Origin of the sequence: Tumidithrix elongata BACA0141, assembly GCF_036349135.1 — a bacterium.
Taxonomy (GTDB): domain Bacteria; phylum Cyanobacteriota; class Cyanobacteriia; order Pseudanabaenales; family Pseudanabaenaceae; genus Tumidithrix; species Tumidithrix elongata.
In genome coordinates this window covers 1-22,012 of record NZ_JAZBJZ010000090.1, presented here as the reverse complement: position 1 = coordinate 22,012, position 22,012 = coordinate 1, and the positions used below count along the sequence as shown (strand labels likewise).

Genomic DNA, 22,012 nt, shown 5'->3' with positions numbered 1-22,012 from the left:
TTAGCCTTTGCAATTTCCTGCTCTATTTTCTCGTGCCTTTCTGTTGCTCTTGCCTAGCTACTGATTAGTCCAAACTAAAGTAAGGTGGGCGTGTCAGCTTTTTTCTTGTCGAGCAACTCATTCATGCGATCGCTGAGTTCAGGTGTGAACTTAAACAAATTTAGATTGTGAATGCGCTCAACTCGAAGCCCTTTAACGAGGAGTGAAGAAGGTTTAATGGGAACCATCGTCATGGCAGTTTTGGCAAAATTATCTTTTCAAATCATACGTCACCTTCTTAGAGATTGCAGCTCGATTGTGTCAGTTATACAAAAAAGTCTGGGACCTGTGCGTTTACTCGTCTGGGGTTGGCATAAATGCTTTTAACGTCTCAGGGGCGGCGATACCGTGTAGGATGGCAAGGACAATTTGAGAATCTTCAACACCCAATTTTTCACAGAGAATATCTTCATCCCGTTGTCCGTTGAAGATTTGCCGAATCGCGACGATGAGATTTTGCCATTCTGGAAGCGCTGATTGCATTTGACTTTCTAATTGCTGTCTGATTTCGGCATCGTGGAAGGATCTCACTACACTGTCGATAAACTGTTGTGCGGACTGGCGTAGCTTGTACTTTGTACCTGCGGCGGAGCGAGAAAGGCAGCGATATTCCTTTGCTTGGGCTGGATCGCCTTGTTGATCGCTAATCTGTGCCAAAAGTGCGTAAATATTCCAAATCTGAGCCACCGCAGGATCGAGAGTTTCCTTAATGGCTAGGGACTCTTCGGCTAACTGTTTGGCTTCATTGAGGCGATTCGGAAATCGTTGGAGGAGATTAGCAAGGTTTTCCAATGCTTTATCCGCCATAGTTCCATTACCTGAATCACGAAAACCATTAATCGCCTTCCGACACCATTCCTCAGCCTCCATCAGTCTTCCAGCATCTTTACACATGATTGCCAACTGATTCCAAATCATTGCCGCATTTACCAAATTACCAATCGCTTCATTAATCTGGACGGACTGCCGATAGCTCCACTCTGCGGATTCTAATTGGTTTGATTCATATAATGTATTGCCTAATAGATGCCATGAATTTGCTTCCATCGCAGGTTCGTTGAGTTGATGAAAAATTTCCAGTGCTTCTTGATAGCGTTGGATAGCTTCAGGGTTGTTGTTTTGCTTTGTTGCCAAAGTCCCAAGTTGTGCTTGTACAACAGCTATATGACGATAGTCATTCTGTTCTTGAAAAATATCTAACGATGCCTCATAGGACTCACGGGCGTGATCGTAGTCCCCCATAGCTGTCAACACATCCGCTAAACCTGCCTGTAAAATGCCGATCTGTCTCTTCACGGAGTTAGTTTGCTCTAGCAGTTCGACCACCTCAAATGCAAGATGATAGGTTGCTAACGCCCTTTCAAGATGACTCGTTAGCCAGTAACATTGTCCGAGTCTGAACAGTGTGACACAGCGATCATAGCTAGGATTTGCGCCCAAGCTTGCCAAAATCTCCTCAAACACCGCTGCTGCTTCGGCATAGCATCCTACATCCCTTAATTGCGTCCCCCGTTCGCTCTGCGTTAGAAACCAAGTTTGGGAGCCAACCTCACTGCCCATTTGTTGCATCCTTGCCGTCAAGTCTGCCCGACCTCGATTCAGTCCGAAGCTGCCAAGGAACATGCTAACATTATCCACAAACTCCGCCGTAAAATCTTCATCTGTTTCGATACTGCAGTGCACCGCATACAGCAAATTCGGCAGTTCTCGTTGGGCTATGGTTCTCGCTGCAAAGGGGTTTCTACGATCCTCAAAATACAAATAGTCTGACAGTTGGTAATATTGTTGTCGATGGTGGCTAAGAAGTTGATGTTGTTCGCGTTCATTCAGCCGTAACCACATCGCAGATGTAAGGGTTGGATGAAACTTGAGAAAAGGTACACTCACACCCAAATGACTCAAAAATTCCGATTTCATTAGTCCCGACGCCTCTAACTGCGTTCTGAGTTCATTCCATTCCGTTTCCGCAATTTCCGTAATTGTCATCAAATAATCTTCAAATGCTCCACCCTGAAACACTCCCAACCGCTTAATCCATTCTTGTGCTTCAGGATCAAGCCGATTAATCGACAGATTCAGTGAAGCAAGCAACGGATTATCAGGAGATTGAACAAGCAACTCCTCTAACTCCTTACGCACATCCAAAACTTGCCGATCTTTCAATTGTGCTGCCAGCAAACCGATCGCTAAAGGCAAACGCTGCACAAGCTCAAACAACGCTAGCAAATCCTCGCGAAACGGTAAATCTAAACGTGGCGCAGGAGGCAACTTCAATAGACTTTGGAAATAGTTCACCGCATCATCAGGTTGTAAACCTTCCAAATCCCAAGAAACGTGCTTACTTCTACGCCCGATCGCAATCGGATAATTGGGATAATCAGGATGACGCAAATCAGGTGTGCGTGTCGTTAGCAATACCCGACTTTCCCCCACCTCCGACCATTCCTTCGCTACATCTAGCAAACTTGCCAACTGCCCCGCATCCAAGGACTCCAAATTATCCAAAATTACCAACACTGGCAGAGCCACAAGCGCCCTCGTCACCGCCGCTGCATCGATCAAATTCGTATCCAACACTGTCGCCAACACACTCACCGCATAGGACACCGCATCGATCCCCTGAAAATTGGCATAGCCCACCAAACACACCCGCGCAAACATACCCGTCCGCAACAACCAACGCCCCACCTCCTCAGCCAAATAAGTCTTCCCTATCCCACCAAAACCCGAAATCGTTACCCGCCGCGTATCCCGCACATACGCCTTTTCGATCTGCCACAATTCCCGCGCCCTACCCCAAAAGCCAGCCGTCTGTACTTCACCCAGATTTGAAAGTTTCTGCTCTGCCTTTTCTAAGGAGGGCTGGGGGAGATCTTCCACCGCAAACAACGCCCGATCGCTCCCCACCTGATACAACGCAGGTAAAAACCAATCCTGTAGCCGCAAAGTAACCCGATCGCGTCCACGCTGGCGATCGCCCCGTTCCCGATGTGAATACAAATACCGCCGCGCATTTTCCAACGCCTCACCAAATCTCTGTCCCCGCATCAGATGTTCGTAAAATGCCCCAAACATCTGCTCTGTTGTTGACGTTAGTACCGAATATTGCATCGCCAAAACGGTCGGAATTCCTGCATGGGTAAGCCCTGCCGCCACACTTCCCATCGCCTCTTCACCTGCTACTGCTGCTGATTGGCAAGCAGAAAGCAACATCGCGCTGATTCCTGCCTGACTTAAGCTTTCGCCAACTTTTGCCGCCGAAACGCGATCGCCATTACCACCAATATCCTCAAACAACAGATAACCAATGTTCTTATTGACATCAAATACCCCATGCCCATCAAAATGCACAATATCTACCGATGGCAAACTTTTATCTGCTAAACGTTCTACCAATTTGTCGAGAGTTCCAGGACGCAAAAACTCCACATCAATCAATCCCTGTGCATTTTTAGCGATCGCCTTAAGAGTTGCCAAAGCATCTTTACGCGGATCGAGAAACCCTGCACTTGTGGGGCGGCTGATCGCAAACAGCAAGTGCAACCGATTTTTGGGAGGGACGATACCCTGCTTAACTTGTTTCTGCTGAAATTCCGACTCATTTGTTAACTGCGAAAAACTACGCCTTATCGAAATTGGATTTTCCCCATGCGATAAATAAGTTCTTTTTGGATCGCATAATAATTCCCAAGGCAAAGACAAAATAAGCGGATGACTCGCCGAAATTGTTAAGATCTTGTTTCGTTCATCACTATCCTGAAAATTATTAAATATTTCCTTCGCGTCACCACCACTAAAAATCGCCTCAAACAACGCCGTACCCCAAACAGGCAATTTTGCCTCAATCCGTTCTGCACTGCGATCGTCCACATCCATCATGTAATGTGCCGCGTAGCTCTCCAAATACCACCGAATCTCAGCGCGATCGCGATCGTTCACAGGTGCTACAAACTCCAGAGCATCCGTCTCGCGATCGTCGAACTTGATCGCAAAGCGATCGGGGCTCGCGAACCGCACATTTAACTCAATCATAGTCAATACACCTCATCATGAGTGCCAATATCAATCAGAACGATCGCCTCTGAGTCAACGCTAAAGACAATCCGACAGTCATAACCGCAAGAACAAGCCTGAAATCCATCTAGTTTTCCTTTAAGGGGATGAGTCCCCAAACTTGGCACAAATACATCCAACTCCATTTGCTGAATCACATTTTCTATGCGATTTCTTAGCTCAGGATTGCGTTTGACATATCGCCGTAAAGCACGCCCAAATTTTGGTGAGAAAACAATCTTTCTCATAAATCATTCTGGGGAATCGAGGATATTACTTAATTCCGCGATCGCCTCAGCCGCCGTATAAGCTTTCAATTCTCCTGCCCGATATGCCGCGATCGCCTCACGACCGTTTTGAGCAATTTCATCGCGCCGTCGCTCAATTTGACGACTACGAACAATTTGGAGGAGCATATCTTGCTGCTCGACAGGTAGTTGCTCGACAATCTCGATGGCTTCCGCAAGTGTAATCGTTAATTCATTCACGATCGCCATACTCCTCGCAAAATGCCTTAACTCCTATGTGCAGAACAATCACCGTTGTCGCTACAACAACTGGTGTGAGAAAATCTCCAGATAACCCCAGTCCAGTGAGAAAGCCACCAAATTTCGAGATTGCCTCTTTATTGTCCAAATCGCCCCACTTCTGCCATTGTTTGTGCAGCATTCCCTCCTCCTCGCAGAGATCTGCTTTCGCCGCACGCCAAAACTTTTTCAAAAAACCATTGGCTGGCTCACCTGTAACACGTTCGATCGCCTGATTTTGTTTAACCAATTGCGATCGCTTATCCTCCGATTTTAAGGTCGCGTCATTGGGCTGCGATCGTAACTCAAGTAACTCTGCATCAATTTCCGCCGCAAGTTTAGAAATCTCCTCATCAGAAAACATTGATATTTCTCCAAAACTGGAAGTATTGCACTTATCATAGCCAGTTTCTTTCACCCTACCGACCAATTTTCGTTAAATAATCATTACATATGCGATCGGCGCTTTATATTCAAGATAAATCCCCTAATTGTTAGAACTTATCTATGCCTATCCAGCACTGTTATTTTGGACTCACCATTTAAAAACCCCAGATAGAGATACCGACTTCTTAGCATTCAACGCCCCATAATGAGCCGCCCATTCCGACTCATCCTTAAACTGGCTGTGAAACTTCATCCCAGCCACAATCAAATGCCAGTCCGACCATCCTGCTGTCTCCTCACAAATCGCCTCAAGTTCGGGCACATTCACTAGAGGAAACACCCGTTGAAAAGGTTGAGTAGGCTGAAAAGGATGTTTCCAGCGATTCCCTTCGGGATGCATACTGCCGCCCTCACGCCATCCTTGACAAGTTTTCAAATGCAATTCAATCAAACGGTTGCCACGTTCCAAAATATCCAAATACTTCTTCACCGTGAAATTGAGATCCCCAGCCTTCACAATTTCCTGCATCCGCCCATCGTGAATAAAATTATGGCAGCTATGACAGAGCGCCACAATTTCCACCATCTCCGCCCTACCCGTAGCAAAGTCATAGCGATAAATCTCATGCGCCTCCAGCCATCGGTGATACTTTGCCTTTGACTTATGCACGCCGCAGGCATGACAGCGATAATCGTGTTTTGCATAGGCCTCTTTTCGCACCCGATCCCACCATTCCTGACCGAGCAAGGTGCGAGGATTCAAACCATGTAGCGGCTTAGGGATATTCGGATGTAACAGAATTATTGGATTAGGGTTCATCGTTCGTTTGAAGTAATAATCGGGGATGTCGCACACATCCCCAGAAACGTTTACAAATGCACAGAAACAAGTTGTTGCATAAAAGCATCCTGTTTTTGCTTGCGGCTACCGTAGCAAAGACTAGAGAAAGCCGTCTCAAGACTACCCCTCACAGGTGAATACCAATTGATGTATTCCTTCACCGATTCCAGCAACCCATACGCCGTATTGTAAGCAGAAAGCATATTGCTGCCTCTACCTTGACCGAGAAAAAGTTTGAGACAGGTCAAGACAATTTTAGGTTGTTCGTCCAGCGATTTGTTCGGATCGCCAAAAGCCTTAATCAGATGAAACTGAGCCTCTTGCTGGGATAAAACCACATCCGCCAATCCGTTAGCAGTTTGCTCGTAATCTTTGACTGTTTTCAACGCATGAGCCAAGATACCAGCAATGCGATCGCTGTTATATTCCGAAACATGATTGATGATCTGCTGTCTCTGTCTTACAGGTCTAGTCATCCCATTCGTGCAAACAAGTCGATTGAAATACAGATCGATCTGCAACCCTCTACCACATTCGTGAGACTCCGTAATCATCAGATGAGATTCCGTGATATCGCCCACTTTTTTGACATCAATTTCGATGGGCAGTTTCGTAAAAGCAAAAAGTTCTCTACCTGACTTCATGCAACCAATGCGATCGATCTGCAAATCATTCTGTTCGCAAAACGTGTGAAAGGTTTCGAGAATCTGACGATTCTGAAACGGCTTGCGCCATTTACCATAGATGCTCAGAATTTGCTGAGTGTCGCTGCGATAGGCAGCAAGAAATTCTTCTGTCGAGCAATCCTCCCCATAACGAATGGGAGAGAGTTCGACAGTCCAATCGAGTCCAGCCGTTTTTAGTTGCTCGTCAAGCGTCATACCTGATGTAATCGGCGTTCCGAGATTGCGATACCAAGTTCTAATCGTCATAGGTTTCTCCTGCATGTTTTGATGTCGTCTTGAAAAATAAAAGAGCAGTAGTTTTTAGCTGAGAACTACCAAACTCAAGCAAGCTATTCCTTCACCGCAGAAACCATCTGCTGCACCTCAGTAACAGTCATGCCATCGATACAAACCATGTCGCGAGTGCCATTTGTATCTGCTAGTGCGGGTTGATTCTGCATGAAAGCAGCTATCAGCTCTAACTGCTTTTTCTCCACCGCTGTCTTACGTTCTCTCCAGTCGAACTTGACGGATTTGTAAGGCTGACCTTGTGTGTTTTGATGACTTTGGAACGAGAGGATAAAAATACCTTCGGCGGGTTCGCCATTCTCCATCAAACGGGTGATCGTTTGGGCAAACTGAGACAGCGATCGCGTCTTGATATAGCTCACACAAACCGTATTTGCAGGTAGAACCTTGCAAGTAGGAGACACCACGAAAAAGATTTGCAGCCATTCAACCTGTTTGGTTTTGCCCAGATCGCCGAAGTAACGAGCAACTTTAATGATGGATATTTCGAGCGAAGTACTGAGAAACTCATCTTCACTGAGGGCAACTTGTCCTGCTTGACAGTTGAGCCGCACGGCAAAGGGTTGGGGCGGTAGAAAGATCGCGTCTTGGGGTTTGGTTCCAAAAACAGTTATAGCGGTCATAGTTTAGTTTTCCTTTTGATTGCATAGAATGGATTGGTTTAGCAGGGGCTTTTAGTGTCATCACTGCGATCGGACATAAGATTTACCAGTTACCGCAAGCAAGCTCTGCTGTTAATCTCTGACGTTCAGCTTGTTCGTCGAGATAAGCCTCGTAGTCTCGCCAATCTGCTTCAGTAGGTTGAGGCTCAGGCAAAGGCACAGCTTTGGCAAAGTGACCCGTATTTTTGCCATCTGACCAGTAGGTATTGAAATCAACAACGAGATAATGCGTCACTGTTCCATCAAAATCATCCTCATAGCGATATTCGTGATAGGGCAGAATGGGAACGCGATCGCAGTTACGGGCTGATGGAAATTGAGTGCAAGAAATAATCATCGTGGTATCCTTAAAAAATGTTTTGATGTCGTCTTGAGCGAGAGAGCCTTTTATCGTCTTGCTTAGGACGATTTTTGTTATGCCTGTGACGCGAGATAGGAACGCAGATCTGTAAAACCAAGTTGGGCTAGAACTGCGTAGCCGTGCTTGCAGCAACCGCGCCCAAAGAATCGCACTTGATTTTTGTAGTCCTCACACTCACAGACCAAACCAGAAGCGATCGCCTGTACTTGATAAGAAGTACCTTTTAACTCGTTGCGAACCGTGAAATGGGAAGACTCGAAGGCATGGCGAGTAACTGTCAAACCTCTAGCCTCAGCCTTGCGACGGTCTACAAAGTGTTGAGTAAATAGCTTTTTAGAAAGGAACTGAGGACGCTGACCTTTGACGTAAACCCAGACGACCTTGGCAAATACATCGAACTTGACGACTGCACTTGCAGCTACATTGAGAACTCGCGCGATCGCGGAAGCAGAGTAGAGAATGTTTTGAGAAGTGACCATCTTTGGAACTCCTTTATTTGTCGATAAATTTATATTACCAGTAAATACCAGTATATACAAGACGCAAAACATGATGTCTACCTATCTTAGAACCTCTGATAATAGGTAAAACTAATGGTAATCACTGGTAATCACTGGTATAATAGGAATGTAAGTCGTGAAGGTGTTAAGCAGATGACTGTAGTAGGTGTAAGTGGGACAAGAGAACTAACTGAGAGGCAGGCAGCACAAGCAACAAAGCAACTGCGATCGCTGCTTGATAGGGCGACAAAACTGCATGTAGGAGATGCTACGGGCATAGATGCGATCGCCTACAAAAATGCAAGCAAGCAAATGGAAGTAGAACTGCACGAGACTGAAGGGAGAAAACCCTATCAGTTACAGCAACGCAGCAAACGGATGGTGGATGCGCTGATGAAAGATCGTGGAACGCTGCACGCTTTTGTAAATAAGCCTTGCCCTGAAGGTATAACGGTAAACTCGTGGGCTGGCTCTGGTACTTGGGGGACTGTGAGATATGCGATCGCCAAAGGGGTAACAGTAAAACTGCACTGGCTGATCGAGCCATGCGGACAACCTGACTGGATGCAACAAAAGCAACTCTCTTTGCTGTAGATAGAGTCTCTGGGGCTTGACAACCCCGCTACACTCACATGCACCACCACCACATTCACCACACCACAAATATTTGAGCGATCGCGAATCAGCTTTCATCGAAAAAGGCACACTGCGAATTGCATAGCGTAGGTGTCAGGGGCTAGACAGCATCATGAAAATAGAAAGCTTCATCGAAATTTGATGCTGTCGCAGCTTGTGAAACCCTTGACAACCGTAGCTACGATGCCACATGTGCCTTTTTTGTTCTTAATCAAATGCACGGCTGAATGCGTGGAAGCGGTGCGAGATAATTTCGATTGAAGCTACGTTTTTTGTGATGATTCATGGCAAAAAACTAGCTGAATCTATTGTCCCCTTTGAGGGGTTCGGGGTACGAGCATAGCGGCTCTGGAGCGATCGCAAATAATCAACCTCAGCGTTGCGATCGCATGGCTGAGAACTGTTTAGGTAAAAGCGGAGATGGCACGCGATCGCGATGCGATTGAAGCGATTCGGATGGTGGGATGTGGGGAGAGCCTGCCTGCGCGGTGGGTCGGGGCAAAGGCAGAAAGATAAGGTGGCACTGCTGCCACCTAGTAAGGCTAAATCGCTACGCGCACCTTTTTAAACTTGACAATGCCTGTGGAGTGCAACCACTTGCTGAAGTTGAACTGCTTGAGAGCGGCTTTTTTGTCCTCACTGGCGAAGTGATGGGTCTTGCCGTCGTGGTCGGTGACGTGAACTACATAGATGATGGCTGTCATGGCTTTACTTGAACGCTACGACAGGCGATCGCCCGCAGGTTCTCCGACAGTGCAAGGGCTTATGAGTGTAACGTCCCTTGCGCTGGAATGAGGAGGTTCTGCGGCAGGATGGTGTAAAGCGTTCAAGTATCATGACAGACTCAGAGTAGTTCTGGCTCGATGATGGTGAGACCGCTATGCCAAAGTAAGAAAGCTACGAGTAGTTTTGGCTAGTGGGGCTAACGGGTGTTCGAGTTTGAGATGAGTAGTGGGGCGATTCCGATGCCTACGGTCGATGGATGGCAGCGATGCTATTTGCAATTAGGGTGGGTGGTGGGAGAGAAGAAAAAGGTGGCTATGCCACCCAGTAATTTAGTCAGCCCATGTAGGGTCGAGAATCTTGACGATGCGAACTTCTGGCACGTTATTTTCTTCGAGATATAAAGCGTACTGATTTGCTTCATCTTCTTCGTGACACACTTCGCAAATTTCTTCTTCCAAGCCACCGTAAACAATGTAAATGTACTGCATCGCGTTTTGTTGAACTCTACGCAGACGATGAGGCGGCAGGTTCTGACGAGAATGCAGGTGGATGCAATCAGCGTAGCGGCACTTGCATTTTTGGCAGGTTCTGTTGCAGGATGCGTGTCAAGAGATCAACTGCGATGCAGTCGGTTTACGTTTTCGGTGCTGGAAGGGTTGGGAGGTGGGCGGATAGAAGCGAGAGGGTGCGCTATCTGAGGAAATGTGCCAGAGAAGCGATCGCGTTCTTAACTGGGCTGATTAAATTGACTGCTAATCTAGTGGGAGCAGGTTAGGTGCAAGGGTATTACCTTTGTGAAGCGATCGCCTCAACTCGTTTTTTGCTAACTTTTAATTGTGAAATGATGAAGATCTCTAACTACATTAGTTTTGTCCTCGGAATCAATTTCTTTCAAGGCTGATTTCATATCAAAAGTGTAGTAATCATCGAAAAGTAAAGGCACAAACGTTAACGTAGAAGATCAATCATAGGAAAAACTACCTCTGTGGTGGATCGGGACAAAGGTAGAAAATAAATTTGTAGTGTTTTAATGAGCAAGACTACTAGATCTTACATACCTTTTTGAGTTTGATAACGCGCGTGTTGAGTCCCCCCTCACTGGAGTCAAACTATCTGTTTGAATATTAAGACACGTCGATAAACGCTTGTAGTTCATTGAAACTTCTGTAGAATGAGGATTGTAACAAACTTTATATAGCTATGCCCATTTCGCAAACAATTAAAACTAGTGAGTTAGTCCGAGAGTTACGCTCTCGACTTGGATTAACCCATGAGCAGTTTGCAGGAAAGCTAGGTGTGACGTTTGTATCAGTCAATCGCTGGGAGAATGGTAAAACTCATCCGTCACCTGTAGCACAGAAATTGCTTGAAGCGTTGCTTGTACAAATAGGCGAATCGATCCAAGGTTTGCATTCACAGGAGCGGCAAGTTGTAGATTTGCTTGCTAAACCTTTCAAAAACGAAGGGTAAAAGCGGGTAGTAAATGCTGAAGCTCATAAATAAAGTTATCCCGTCTGAAGTGAAAACACTACCACCATTGAAAGACGGGCGAGTATTTTTACCTAGCTTTGATGATGGTGGACAAAGTTATAGCCGACTAATTGGGGCAATCGCTAGTCAAGATTTTGAGAATCAGCTAGCAAATCTAAATGCTTTAATCAGTGAATTGAAGCCAGAAGTAAGGGATTCTGGAGAGGAGCCTTTACGTTTGTTGAAACTAAGAACTGCGGCTTTAGTACTCCGTGATTTGATAGGACAGGGTTGGATTGCACGAATCGAGAATGGTTGCATTGCCCTCTACCCTAAGACAGCACAACCGCATAAAAATGTAGATGAAGCAAAAGCCGCGTCTCGCAGTGTTGGGATGTTTGCTCGTGAGGATCAACTGCGCGATCCAGCTATTCGTCGCTTTATTGGGTCACTTGAGCAACCCGGGCGAGGCAGTTCCTGTGTCCCTATCACAAATCTGATTGCCGACGGTAGGACACTGCGAGAACGTTTAGAACCGATCTCTCAGTTACCAAAGCAAGAACGTGGGACACTACTCAGGCAGGTAATCAAACCTTATTTGCAGCTAGTTGAGCCAGATAAACGCTGCGAACTGACGGGCATCAAATATGCTGATATCTGGAGATATTTTCGCTTTAACTGGAGCATTCCCTTCAACACTTCACCTGGACGAAATCTGTTTTTTCTGATTCGTGATGCTGGTCAGCCTTATCATCCTGTCATGGCGATCGCCGCTTTAGGCAATTCAGTCATGCAGTTGAACTGTCGAGATATGCTGTTCGGTTGGCTGCCAAAAGGTTTCATGCAACTCATTGAGAAAGGCAAGATCTCATCTGATGAAGGACTTGCTTGTCTCCAAAACTGCATTCAGAAATCGCTTACGGAAATCTACATTGACGACCTGCCCATCGACCCACAAGAACTTCAGTTTCCCACAACACAAACTCTCTCTCGCCTTCTTGCTTTTCGAGACGATGCTGCTCTTCGTCGAAAGAGAGAACTAGAAGAATTCATAAAACCTAAACGTGTTGAGTTTGATACTAACGTCACAACCGATGAACTTCTGAAAGAGACAAAAACTACTCTGTATCAGTTTAAGCGTTCCAAATCAATAGCAGAGTTGCTCCGTGCAAGATTAGTGCTCAATGCTTGCACTGTTAGCGATTCGCTTGAAACTCTACGAAAACTGATGGCAGATGAGGAAGGACAAATTGCAGTAGGCATTGCCTTACGACAGGCAAGAAATCGTCTCTCTGGCAGCACAATGATGGAGATTGTGGTCTGCGGAGGTATACCGCCATATTCGTCTCTACTCTCTGGGAAACTAGCTTGTTTACTGATGCTGAGTCCAGCAGTTACCCAGATTTACGAAGGACGCTACAGTCAGCAGGTAAGTATTATTGCCAGTCAAATGGCAGGTCGGGCGATTTTTCGACCATCAAAGCTAGTCTATCTGGGCACTAGCAGTTTGTATGCTGTTGGTTCGAGTCAATACAACCGAGTCACTCTTCCTGCTGGCACGATTTCTGGGCAAAGTAAAGACGTGCATTACTCTCTAATTGGCGATACAGAGGGTTATGGCTCTGCCCACTTATCAAAGGAAACCAAACTAGCATTAACTATTTTGGAAAATAAGAGCACAAACTTTAAGCGTGTCAACAATGTTTTTGGTGAAGGTGCTAACCCCAAAATGCGCCAACTTGCTAGTGGCTTGGATGCACTGGGAATTGCTCAAGCGAATTTGCTGCGCCACGCTAGCCCACGTCTGATCTATAGCATCCCATTGATCGAGAACTTGGAGCGATATTTACTTGAGATAGATGAATCACCCAAATTTCTCATCTCAACCGATCATTCTGATGTGGGTGATGAAAGTAGTAGCAAGATTACGGACTTTTGGATTGACCGCTGGCTTGCCAGTCGCCTCGATCATAAACCTCTGTTCCAACAGTTGGTAGAATCCTCGCCCCTTAAACTGCGGATTTCAAAGGACTTACCTAGACCTGTTCAGCAGTTAGAGTTACCGTTTCTAGATATCATAGATAGAGAAACCCGTATGCAAGCTCCAGTAGATGAAAAACTTGACTATATTCGACGGCTATACCGCGAGGAAAGCGCTTTTGCTGATAACGTTAAGCTCAATCAGTTACGCGATATCAACATCTCAACTTCAGCCGCCCCTGTTGAACGAGTAATCGATTCATTAATCAAAAATGGAGCCTCAGTCATCCTCACAGGTAATGCAGGTGACGGCAAAACTCATTTGATTCGTTTGATGGAACAGAAACTGAAGAATCAAGATGCTTACATTGTACAAGATGCTAGTGCAGAACGACTAGACGAGGTAGTTCAACAGTGGGCAGATTCCCTGCAAACTGGTAAACCCTCTTGTATTGCCATCAATGAAGGCCCATTACTGGACTTGATTAAGAAGTACAGAAAAGATTATGGATTTCTCGAAGAAGTTGAACGGCAATTACACCGATCTATTTCATATGAAGCACTTGATAGTAAAAATACGGATCTCGCTAGGAAAGTGTGGTCAGTACCAACTGACGCAAAAGGACAAGTTTTTGTCATCGATCTGAGTATTAGACAAAACTTGTCTGAACAAATGGTGGGTGCCGTTTTAGATAAACTAACTGAAGAGCGTTGGTACGAAGGATGTAATATTTGTCCTGCCCAGTCCACCTGCGGTGTTACATATAACCGTAAAGCCTTGAAACACCAAAAGGTACAAGAGCGTGTAGGGAAACTCTTGGAGAATGTCAGTGTTCGCGGCGAACAAATCACATTTCGTGAATTGATGGCATTCTGTTCGTTTTTAATTTTTGGTGCTCGATCCTGCGATGAGTTAATTGAGCTAGGAACTTCTGAACTTGCTCGTTACTACACAAATATGTTTAAAGATGGAGACGGCAAACTATTTGATGAACTCAGAAAAGGTATCGATCCTGTCTCTCGCACTCATGCAAAAGTAGATGAGAAACTATGGAAAGGAGAGTTTTCCTCTGATGATTTTCCCTTCGAGCCAAAGCCTATTCCTACTCCTCTAGATAGTCACCAAGAGAAAGTAACTAAAAATGATGCTGATGCTCCTCTTAAGGCATTTGAAGCACTCAAACGTCGATGGTTCTTTGAGCATCCTGATAGCGATCGCTTGACCCCTAGAACAAAAGCAGAAGACTTCTTTGAGGAACTGCGTGACACCAATCAGACTACGCAATCTCGTGTCAGCAACTTACTACGATATTTGAATCGCTTTCTTTATGCAGGTGAAAAAAATTGTCCAGATCGATTGCGATTATGGACGCAACTTGCCTACTCCCCACGTAACAAAGCAAAGGCGATGGTCTCTGGACGTGATGTACCAAGCCTAAAATTATTTCTCTACGAACCAAGACTAACTCCGCTTCTCGAACGTTGCTTTGGTACACAGCCTATAGATCACATATGGCTAGGACCTGAGGGTAAAGATTTACGTTTTGCTAACCTGCGGATTGATATTCGATTACTAAATCTGCTTCTTGCGCCATACGGAGGAACAACTGACGATCCTGAATGCACTCGCAGAATTTATCGTTTCAACGATACACTTGCTAATCAAGTGCAACCAGATGGTGGGGACTTTAGAACCGTCTCGATGGTTGAGGGTCGCCTCGGTCGTGAAGTCCGAATTCGTGTAGATTTACGGAAACGCAGGTATGATGATTTGGATAGCGATCGTAGGTAGGAGTTAGAAAAACTATGTTGCGATCAGTAATTACGAAGGAATTGATTCGCCGCCACGGCTGTGGTGCGATGACGGACAAAATCAAGCCTGTGCATATTGCTAATGGCTTATTTCGGGAAACGCTTGGAGCCGTTGCTAAAACTCGCGACCTCCGAGAAGTGCTAATCTACACTGCTGCTCAATCAACTGAGGATATGCGAGATCAGGCAATGAGCAAACTTTTAGAGCGTTCAAAAGATCGATGGGGACGACTAGCAGAGGATGCACTTAGCAAGGAAGGCGCACTTGGCAAGCAGGTTTTACCGATGCTACGGACTTTACTAGGAACAGACGGTGCAGTATTTGGAAAGTCTATAGATCAATCTTCATTAACTTCGCCCACTGGGAGCCTTATTACTAGCGATCCTTCAGATGAGCACGCGGGGGCACTGATCAAAAATCTATGGGGTTTCTTACATAATGAAGGTGAATCACCTTTGTTATCACTACTACGAGAAAAGATCGATCCTGAACGCGATTTGGGTTCAGCAGATGACTTAACGGTTTTATTCGCTCCCCTCAATGAAGGTATGAGAGATCGCAAGGCTAATGAAACAGTTACCCAGTGTGAAGACTTTCAGAAGTTTCAGCAGAGAGGTAATGAGTACGATCCAGTGATAAATCAATTACGACAGGCAGCAGACTTACTCTACATCTATGAAAAAGAAGTTCGTCCTAACCCGATCGCCACGCTTGAAAGGATTGTCTGCCTAGGATCGCTCTCAGTATTCTTCTATTTATCTACACGAGGACAAATCTGGGCAAATTTGCCGAAACGCCCTCTTCTGATTCAAGTATCAGGTAATGCTATCTCTCCCATTGCTAGAGCTAGCGAGGAATCTGTGCAGCAACTTACTGTTAGAGATGTTAAAAGGTATATGGTTTCGCTATTAGAATCCTTGCTAATGAAGATAAGTCCTGACTCTGATGAGTGGCTAGAACTGTGGGAAACAGGTGAGATTTGGGACAAATTTACAGAGTTGACAGGTGTGGAGAGGAAGTCAAAGGATGATTCAGAGATAAAAGAACTAACACGCATTATTGTGCAACGCGATTCTGAAACCGAAATTGAGGAAATATTAGCAGAAATAGTAGATAAGCTCAACGAGAAAGCCTCCCTCGTGGACTACCTACGTTTACTTGGTCTGCGAAGTGGATTGCTTTATCCACAACAGAAAAATCCCAAGAAGCGTGTTTGTCCTGAGGATCGAGTTATTGAGGTTTTGGTTGCAGGAACTATCAATGTCGTGAATGAAGTCGTAGAATATCAAGAATTTCTTGAGCGACTTTGGGAACGCTTTAGAATTGTCACAGGTGGACACCCAGAAGATGAGTTTCTTTTAACTCAGGCGGGAATTCCCCGTGTTAGCAGCAAACATTTACGTCAGAACTCTGAGGCTTTTTTGAAGCGATTGGAGGAGCAAGGTCTGGCAAAGCGTATGGCAGATAGTAAAGCCCTTGTTGGTCTGGTTGAGGCTGATTAAGTAATTCTCAGAGAATTTGGAAGGAGTTAGTCTAAATGGTTACGAAAATTACTCAGGAAAAAATTAAAGCAAGAGTTGGACAACTCGCTGCCGATCTAATTTTAAGAGAAGCACAATCACAGAGATTTGGGGTCATCTTGCGTGATATTGAACCAATCAACTGCGAGACCTTCATTAGAAATGCACTTAAGCGGCGCAAGTCTGAAAAGTTGAAATTACGAATAGCAATTCCCGATCCTGACTTGGGAGCTATTATTCCAAAAATGCAGGAAGAATTCCCTGATAGCTGCGATCTTCTAGCAAACTCTGAAGAAGAAATTGTGGCGTGGCGTAATGAACACCAACGAACGATAGCTGTTCTAACCAATAAACCCATTGCAAGAGGTGCATCATTAAGAGATTTTGAGATTCGCGACGATCAAGATGCCATTAAGTTACTAGCACATCAGAAAGCTGAAGATGCTCAGACTGCTTTTTTGCGAAATTTTTGGAAAGCAATTGCTCATGACAATGCTCCTGAAGACTTTCGACTGGAAGACGTTGTACATTTTGCACTAGAACTAGAGGGTCTTCCAAACGATGACTCACGAGGGCTACAACTAAAAGATTACATGCCGATATTAGGATTGCTTAAAGATTCTGGTATAGATGCCAAGATGAACCCATCTGACGTTGCCAAACGCCTTAAAGATAACCAGCGATTGCTTGAAGATGCACGTTCCGCTGATCCGAACGAGCGAAAGCGGATGCAAAGTTATGTTGGCAGTTTAAATGGCAACGATAAGAAAGTAGCAAAGCAAATCCAGAAAAATCTTAAAAAATTAGCTGAATATCCTAGCGATCGCTCAGTTCTTAGCGAACTAGAATTTTCCGACAGTCAAAAAGTTTGGCTTGGACGTAAGACAGGCTCAGACAAAAGCGAAAACAATGCAAAGCTTTCATTTCAACCCATACAAAACCTATCTGTTAAGGCGGTTCTCGCTAAAGATGAACGTTTATTGGATGATCTTTACGAATCCCTTAAACAGGCAGTTGAGCGTGTGGAAGATGGTGATGTAGAAGGAAAAACAGTCGATCTTTCTCAAGATGCCTACGGAAGTCATGCAACTCTCCAAATCAGTCAGGACTTGTTAAGGTTAGTTCGTGCGGGAACAGGTGAAGAAGTTTGGGGGATGGTTGTTAATCTTGCAGACTTATCTGAAACTACGATCCTTGATGTAGATGAGTGGGGGCAACGAAAGTCTTTACTGTTTGATGATTCTGAAGGTACAGGTGGATTGATTCGCACTTTTGTTGAGGCACAGGCTCTACCACAAATTTTTCTGTCATTAGTAGAACAACTCAAACAGCATCGTAATATCCTAATTGGATACCTTGCAGGTCTTACAGCAAGTCCTCTCACAACGCTGGCTGCAAAAAAAGAGGTTCGTCAAGCCGCTGAGATGTATTTGCAAAGCTACACTGCTTTACTCGAAGCAATCGCCAACAATGCACAGGAAGCAACCAACGCTTCACCAGAAATAGCTCAAAACCTATTTGCTTCACTGGTTGTTTTGGAGACATATATCTTCAAAACCGAAGAAGAAGTTGCAGTTGTACTTTCACCAATTCATCCTTTACACCTATGGCGTTGGGTCATGGCTGCTAAAGAATTACTGGATGGTAAAGAAGAATTTAACCCCACTGAACTAGAGGCAATTGAGGAGACTCTAAGCAATAACCTACATTATCTGAATTCCTTACATTTACCAGAGGAAATCACTCATGCGCCTGCGGTCGATCTGGGTTTAGCTGGACAAATTGGTCCACTGCCTCTCTACAAAAAAAATCCGCGATCGCTCGGAGTTGATGATGGAGCTATCAGCATTGGTAAGTTAGCGTGTTCCCTTGCTAAAATGCGTCCTTTCGTGCGCCCAGGTCTACGAGTTATGCTGATCAACCCTCCCCGTCCAGAAAATTTTGTTAGGGAACTAATCAAGCAAGTACAACTTGACAGCAATGGCAGCAGTAATATTATTTCAGGTATCCATATTCGCATCCGCTATACGGCTGAGGATGCACGAAATTGGGTCGATGGTTTAGATGACATTGATGAGGATATCCGAGAAGCGATCGCTATGGGACAGCGAGTTGGCAGGATTAGTCTCGATATCTCTAGTGAAAAACTTACCCAGGGGGAGATTGAAAAAGAACTTCAGGAAATGCCTGCTCACTTGACTGCAATCTTCGATCCATTTGAGGTTCGACAGGGTAGATTTCGACGAGAAGGAGCATTAGTTCTTAATCCTTGGGTACTAAGTTATCGCTACGAATATGACAAAATCAAAAAACAGGTGAACCAAGTGCCTGTAGCTGATTCCAATGTTTTTGCTAGCTATCTTATGCTTGTTGGAACACTACAACCGAGTTTACGGAAACTAACAATTACCCATGCTCCCAATGCTGAGGAAAAAATTGAGCATCTGGCAATTCTTTCTAATCACAGCAATTGGTTGGTGGTAGCCGATCGTCACGGTGTTCCCATCAATACTAGTCGTATTGACAGCGCCTACTGTGTCGATACCAGACAGGATAGAGGACGGGTTTTGACGACACTTTCTCACGATCTAGAACCTTTCAAACAAGCTCTTGCGCGTGAATTAAAAAGCACTTACTTTGATGCTGACCCACCAACTTTAACCTCAATCGTTCAGGATCTTGTAGCTCTGGAACCAGAAGGTATCTTGGGCATTGGTTCGGCATCAAAAGATGGAGACAAAACTACTAAAGCTGCTCTTGGTAAAATTGCAGTTGTTCGCAGTTATCGTCACGATCACCCTTCAGGTTTAGCAGTTAGTCTCGATACCCTTGAAGCTCGTCAGTGGCTAGTAGCTGGTAGAGAGAGCCGCAAGCAAGCCGACCTGATCGGACTAAGAGAAGCAGAAGATGGCAACCTCATTCTTGACATTATCGAAGTAAAAACCCACGATGCGGGTACGCTCTTTACTGTTGATGAGAATGGCTGCATTCAGGGCGATCCTGTGAATCAGGTCATGGCAACTTATCGCGCCGTTGCCAGTATCTTTGGTAATGCTGAATCTGATTCACCCCTTGTTCGCCCTCGTCGTGAAGTATTACGCAATCATCTTTATCAAGCCTGTTTGCGCGATAACGATCCACAATTCAAAGAGCGTTGGTATTCCCTGCTCAATGACCTCTTCGATCGCAAAGTGCCGCTCAAAATCCAAGCGCAAATTGTGCGGGTACGGCTCGCCAGTGTTGCACCCCAAGAACGCACTGTTTTGAAAACACCTGAAGGTATCCCGATCTTATTCCACACGCTAAATGCTGAAGCGGTCGGGCTAACCTTGAGAGGTCTTCCACATAAAGCAGCAACATTTAAGCAGGTAGAACTGGACTTGCAAACCCTATCTCAAGTCAGTCATCCAATTCCTTCTGAACTCGATCCTATTTCGGCTTTTAATAGACTCCAATCAATTACTGGGATAGAAGCAACTAGTTCTAATGAACCTATATCGTCTGTAGCTTCAACAGAAGCGATCGCCTCTAGAGAAGTAACTCCTGACTCTATTCCCGTTTCAAAAACAATTATGTCTGAGCCAGAGTTAGTTATCTCCAACACAGCAGCTACTGCACAGCAAAGTACTGGCTATCTATCCATACTTCTGGGAAATGCTCGCAAAGATAGTCAGCCCCGTTACTGGGAGCCTGCCAAACAGCCTAATGGTTTCTTCATGATTTTAGGAGCTTCAGGGTCAGGGAAGACAGAGACGCTTAAGGTGGTAGCAGAGGAAATTTATCGCTTCGGCATTCCCTGCCTAATCTTTGACTTTCATGGCGATGTCACTTTGCAGGAAGCCGACGACTATATCCTCTCCCACGCCCCTGCTTGCACTCACGGTATCAACCCAATGGAACTGGACTCCACCGATCCTGCTGATGGTGGCGTGTATGCTCAAGTTAATATCTTGCTTGGGATGTTGAAAGCTTGTATTCCATCACTTGGGCATCGTCAGTGGCGGGTAATCAAGGACATTCTCAATCAAGTATATGAAAGTTCTGGAATTAGCGATCGCAATCCTAGCAGTTGGCAAAGAACCCCACCGACATTTGCTGATGTTTTAAGACTATTAGAAGAACAGATGGATAGCGATGATATTCCCAGAGCGCAGAAAAACATCATTGAAAGCGCTCATGATGCTGTATCTAAAGTGTTTGAGCATCCCATTTTTGCTAAGCCTCAGCAAATCTCAATTGAAACACTACTAGATCGCAGCCATCACCTCAACCTCGTGCATTTGGAAGAAGATATACGGTTCGTGGTTACAGATACCCTACTCAGAAAATTAGCTAGAGCCTTAAAATCTCGCGGTAATATTCCCGTGCAGCCACAAAGCGATCGCGAACAGTTCCGCCTATTTGTATTTGTAGATGAGGCAAAAATTCTTTCGATGGGCGGTAAAGATCGCGATGCCACGGACGCTATTCTTAATAAATTAGCAACTGAGTATCGAAAATTTGGTTTGGGGATGGTGCTTGCCAGCCAGATGAGCGATCATTTCAGCAATGAAACTAAAGGACAGATGGCAACACGACTTGTCTTAAAACCTTTTGATCATGCTGAGGCAAAGAAAAATGCTCAAGATGTAAACCTTGTGGCTGAAGACCTAATGGAACTGACAGGTAGAGGCGATGGCTATTTGCGGATTGGGACTAATGCAAATCCGACAAGAATACAAATCACACCTTTGCTTATGAGAAAGTTATAGTTTTTCAGGTTTTGAATAATCCTCTCCCGCTCCACCTCAGATAAAACTTAGCCATAATACCTAATAAATAGCCAACAGCTATAAGATATCCTGGCCATTCAGGCATGACAACTTGAGGTTTAAGTGTTTTTGAAAAACTAAGATAAGCAATTGTCGAAGTAGCTACTAGAAGTGAGGTATCCCCTATAACCTCAGCAACCTTGAAATTAAAGTTTGGTGAAATTTCTACTGGAAGGTCGATAGAGGTATTAAGTACTTTGAAATTAGGATCTGACAGCTCAATTTTGGTCTCAAGTGAGATCGTAGTCATCCTTTTTTCGCTCAAGGATGACGGCACTAGACGCCAAAAGAATTCATCATAATAAGTTCCAACTAAAGATTTGAACTCAGGTTTATTCTCAAACCGCTTTTCATAACAGCGTAGTTGAATTTCCGATCCTGATGTTGGTTGCTGAATCTTAGGGACTGAAGTTTTTATTTCAGGAAGTCGAATGCTTGTTTCAAAAAAGTATTCTTTCCCTTCAGTAAGTTTGTAAAATTTCTCGAATTCCTGAAATTGAGTAGAATGAGCATCTCTAAATCCAGAGATAAAATGAAAGACTGGATAATATTGTTCGGGTTCTATTACTGACCGAAAATGTTCAAGCTGAAAGGAATCGATTAGTTCGTAAAATGCACTTTCATTGGTAGCACTTGACCTTTCAACAATTGAATTAGACCTAAGTACAGGACAAAAGATTGAGAGCATTAGAAAAGGCATCAGCGTTGAGTT

At 44.8% G+C, this 22,012-nt stretch carries 20 protein-coding genes; 6 read left to right on the top strand and 14 right to left on the bottom strand.

What is annotated here, in order from left to right; all coding sequences use genetic code 11:
- Positions 1 to 74 precede the first annotated feature (74 nt).
- From V2H45_RS18585 to V2H45_RS18540, 10 genes are all read right to left on the bottom strand, one after another.
- Entirely contained in the window at positions 75 to 233 is a 159-nt protein-coding gene (locus V2H45_RS18585) for a hypothetical protein (protein ID WP_330485169.1), read from the bottom strand.
- A 100-nt stretch (positions 234 to 333) separates the two neighbouring features.
- On the bottom strand, positions 334 to 4,071 hold the full coding sequence (locus tag V2H45_RS18580) for a CHAT domain-containing protein (protein WP_330485168.1): 3,738 nt from the start codon (positions 4,069 to 4,071) through the stop codon (positions 334 to 336).
- Between the two features lie 2 nt (positions 4,072 to 4,073).
- Positions 4,074 to 4,340: a type II toxin-antitoxin system RelE/ParE family toxin gene (locus V2H45_RS18575; RefSeq protein WP_330485167.1), complete on the bottom strand. Its 267-nt coding sequence runs from the start codon at positions 4,338 to 4,340 to the stop codon at positions 4,074 to 4,076.
- Between the two features lie 3 nt (positions 4,341 to 4,343).
- The gene (locus V2H45_RS18570) at positions 4,344 to 4,589 is read right to left on the bottom strand and encodes a hypothetical protein (protein ID WP_330485166.1); all 246 of its coding nucleotides are present in this window, start codon (positions 4,587 to 4,589) and stop codon (positions 4,344 to 4,346) included.
- Entirely contained in the window at positions 4,573 to 4,983 is a 411-nt protein-coding gene (locus tag V2H45_RS18565; protein WP_330485165.1) for a hypothetical protein, read from the bottom strand. The genes V2H45_RS18570 and V2H45_RS18565 overlap by 17 nt, the downstream gene beginning before the upstream one ends.
- A gap of 171 nt (positions 4,984 to 5,154) precedes the next feature.
- Positions 5,155 to 5,826, bottom strand: a complete 672-nt coding sequence (locus V2H45_RS18560) for a hypothetical protein (RefSeq protein ID WP_330485164.1) — start codon at positions 5,824 to 5,826, stop codon at positions 5,155 to 5,157.
- A gap of 50 nt (positions 5,827 to 5,876) precedes the next feature.
- Positions 5,877 to 6,779, bottom strand: a complete 903-nt coding sequence (locus tag V2H45_RS18555; protein WP_330485163.1) for a DUF932 domain-containing protein — start codon at positions 6,777 to 6,779, stop codon at positions 5,877 to 5,879.
- Positions 6,780 to 6,862: 83 nt separating this feature from the next.
- Positions 6,863 to 7,444 (bottom strand): hypothetical protein, encoded by a 582-nt coding sequence (locus tag V2H45_RS18550; protein ID WP_330485162.1) that lies wholly within the window; start codon positions 7,442 to 7,444, stop codon positions 6,863 to 6,865.
- An 82-nt stretch (positions 7,445 to 7,526) separates the two neighbouring features.
- A complete protein-coding gene (locus V2H45_RS18545) occupies positions 7,527 to 7,820 on the bottom strand; it encodes a hypothetical protein (RefSeq protein WP_330485161.1) in 294 nt (97 codons plus the stop codon).
- Between the two features lie 77 nt (positions 7,821 to 7,897).
- Complete coding sequence (locus V2H45_RS18540) at positions 7,898 to 8,323, bottom strand: hypothetical protein (RefSeq protein ID WP_330485160.1); 426 nt, start codon at positions 8,321 to 8,323, stop codon at positions 7,898 to 7,900.
- Between the two features lie 114 nt (positions 8,324 to 8,437).
- Between V2H45_RS18540 and V2H45_RS18535 the strand changes: the two genes are divergently transcribed.
- A complete protein-coding gene (locus tag V2H45_RS18535) occupies positions 8,438 to 8,938 on the top strand; it encodes a hypothetical protein (protein WP_330485159.1) in 501 nt (166 codons plus the stop codon).
- A gap of 415 nt (positions 8,939 to 9,353) precedes the next feature.
- Here V2H45_RS18535 and V2H45_RS18530 read toward each other — a convergent pair whose 3' ends face one another.
- From V2H45_RS18530 to V2H45_RS18520, 3 genes are all read right to left on the bottom strand, one after another.
- Positions 9,354 to 9,482, bottom strand: coding sequence for a hypothetical protein (locus tag V2H45_RS18530; protein WP_330485158.1), 129 nt, complete (start codon positions 9,480 to 9,482; stop codon positions 9,354 to 9,356).
- Between the two features lie 40 nt (positions 9,483 to 9,522).
- Positions 9,523 to 9,684, bottom strand: a complete 162-nt coding sequence (locus V2H45_RS18525; RefSeq protein WP_330485157.1) for a hypothetical protein — start codon at positions 9,682 to 9,684, stop codon at positions 9,523 to 9,525.
- A gap of 351 nt (positions 9,685 to 10,035) precedes the next feature.
- A complete protein-coding gene (locus V2H45_RS18520; protein WP_330485156.1) occupies positions 10,036 to 10,194 on the bottom strand; it encodes a hypothetical protein in 159 nt (52 codons plus the stop codon).
- Positions 10,195 to 10,328: 134 nt separating this feature from the next.
- On the opposite strand from V2H45_RS18520, the gene V2H45_RS18515 reads away from it, so the two are divergent.
- From V2H45_RS18515 to V2H45_RS18495, 5 genes are all read left to right on the top strand, one after another.
- Positions 10,329 to 10,481: a hypothetical protein gene (locus tag V2H45_RS18515; RefSeq protein WP_330485155.1), complete on the top strand. Its 153-nt coding sequence runs from the start codon at positions 10,329 to 10,331 to the stop codon at positions 10,479 to 10,481.
- Positions 10,482 to 10,906: 425 nt separating this feature from the next.
- A complete protein-coding gene (locus tag V2H45_RS18510) occupies positions 10,907 to 11,176 on the top strand; it encodes a helix-turn-helix domain-containing protein (RefSeq protein ID WP_330485154.1) in 270 nt (89 codons plus the stop codon).
- 49 nt (positions 11,177 to 11,225) lie between these two features.
- Positions 11,226 to 14,948, top strand: coding sequence for a Druantia anti-phage system protein DruA (locus V2H45_RS18505; RefSeq protein WP_330485153.1), 3,723 nt, complete (start codon positions 11,226 to 11,228; stop codon positions 14,946 to 14,948).
- A gap of 14 nt (positions 14,949 to 14,962) precedes the next feature.
- Positions 14,963 to 16,471: a hypothetical protein gene (locus tag V2H45_RS18500; protein ID WP_330485152.1), complete on the top strand. Its 1,509-nt coding sequence runs from the start codon at positions 14,963 to 14,965 to the stop codon at positions 16,469 to 16,471.
- Positions 16,472 to 16,506: 35 nt separating this feature from the next.
- Positions 16,507 to 21,240, top strand: a complete 4,734-nt coding sequence (locus V2H45_RS18495) for an ATP-binding protein (protein ID WP_330485151.1) — start codon at positions 16,507 to 16,509, stop codon at positions 21,238 to 21,240.
- Positions 21,241 to 21,244: 4 nt separating this feature from the next.
- Here V2H45_RS18495 and V2H45_RS18490 read toward each other — a convergent pair.
- On the bottom strand, positions 21,245 to 22,012 hold a 768-nt coding region (locus V2H45_RS18490), incomplete at its 5' end, for a hypothetical protein (protein ID WP_330485150.1).

Excerpts from the sequence above, each read along its gene's own strand:
- V2H45_RS18585 (WP_330485169.1), bottom strand. The coding sequence starts at position 233 with ATGACGATGGTTCCCATTAAACCTTCTTCACTCCTCGTTAAAGGGCTT.
- V2H45_RS18580 (WP_330485168.1), bottom strand. The coding sequence starts at position 4,071 with ATGATTGAGTTAAATGTGCGGTTCGCGAGCCCCGATCGCTTTGCGATC.
- V2H45_RS18575 (WP_330485167.1), bottom strand. The coding sequence starts at position 4,340 with ATGAGAAAGATTGTTTTCTCACCAAAATTTGGGCGTGCTTTACGGCGA.
- V2H45_RS18570 (WP_330485166.1), bottom strand. The coding sequence starts at position 4,589 with ATGGCGATCGTGAATGAATTAACGATTACACTTGCGGAAGCCATCGAG.
- V2H45_RS18565 (WP_330485165.1), bottom strand. The coding sequence starts at position 4,983 with ATGTTTTCTGATGAGGAGATTTCTAAACTTGCGGCGGAAATTGATGCA.
- V2H45_RS18560 (WP_330485164.1), bottom strand. The coding sequence starts at position 5,826 with ATGAACCCTAATCCAATAATTCTGTTACATCCGAATATCCCTAAGCCG.
- V2H45_RS18555 (WP_330485163.1), bottom strand. The coding sequence starts at position 6,779 with ATGACGATTAGAACTTGGTATCGCAATCTCGGAACGCCGATTACATCA.
- V2H45_RS18550 (WP_330485162.1), bottom strand. The coding sequence starts at position 7,444 with ATGACCGCTATAACTGTTTTTGGAACCAAACCCCAAGACGCGATCTTT.
- V2H45_RS18545 (WP_330485161.1), bottom strand. The coding sequence starts at position 7,820 with ATGATTATTTCTTGCACTCAATTTCCATCAGCCCGTAACTGCGATCGC.
- V2H45_RS18540 (WP_330485160.1), bottom strand. The coding sequence starts at position 8,323 with ATGGTCACTTCTCAAAACATTCTCTACTCTGCTTCCGCGATCGCGCGA.
- V2H45_RS18535 (WP_330485159.1), top strand. The coding sequence starts at position 8,438 with ATGGTAATCACTGGTAATCACTGGTATAATAGGAATGTAAGTCGTGAA.
- V2H45_RS18525 (WP_330485157.1), bottom strand. The coding sequence starts at position 9,684 with ATGACAGCCATCATCTATGTAGTTCACGTCACCGACCACGACGGCAAG.
- V2H45_RS18520 (WP_330485156.1), bottom strand. The coding sequence starts at position 10,194 with ATGCAGTACATTTACATTGTTTACGGTGGCTTGGAAGAAGAAATTTGC.
- V2H45_RS18515 (WP_330485155.1), top strand. The coding sequence starts at position 10,329 with ATGCAGTCGGTTTACGTTTTCGGTGCTGGAAGGGTTGGGAGGTGGGCG.
- V2H45_RS18510 (WP_330485154.1), top strand. The coding sequence starts at position 10,907 with ATGCCCATTTCGCAAACAATTAAAACTAGTGAGTTAGTCCGAGAGTTA.
- V2H45_RS18500 (WP_330485152.1), top strand. The coding sequence starts at position 14,963 with ATGTTGCGATCAGTAATTACGAAGGAATTGATTCGCCGCCACGGCTGT.
- V2H45_RS18495 (WP_330485151.1), top strand. The coding sequence starts at position 16,507 with ATGGTTACGAAAATTACTCAGGAAAAAATTAAAGCAAGAGTTGGACAA.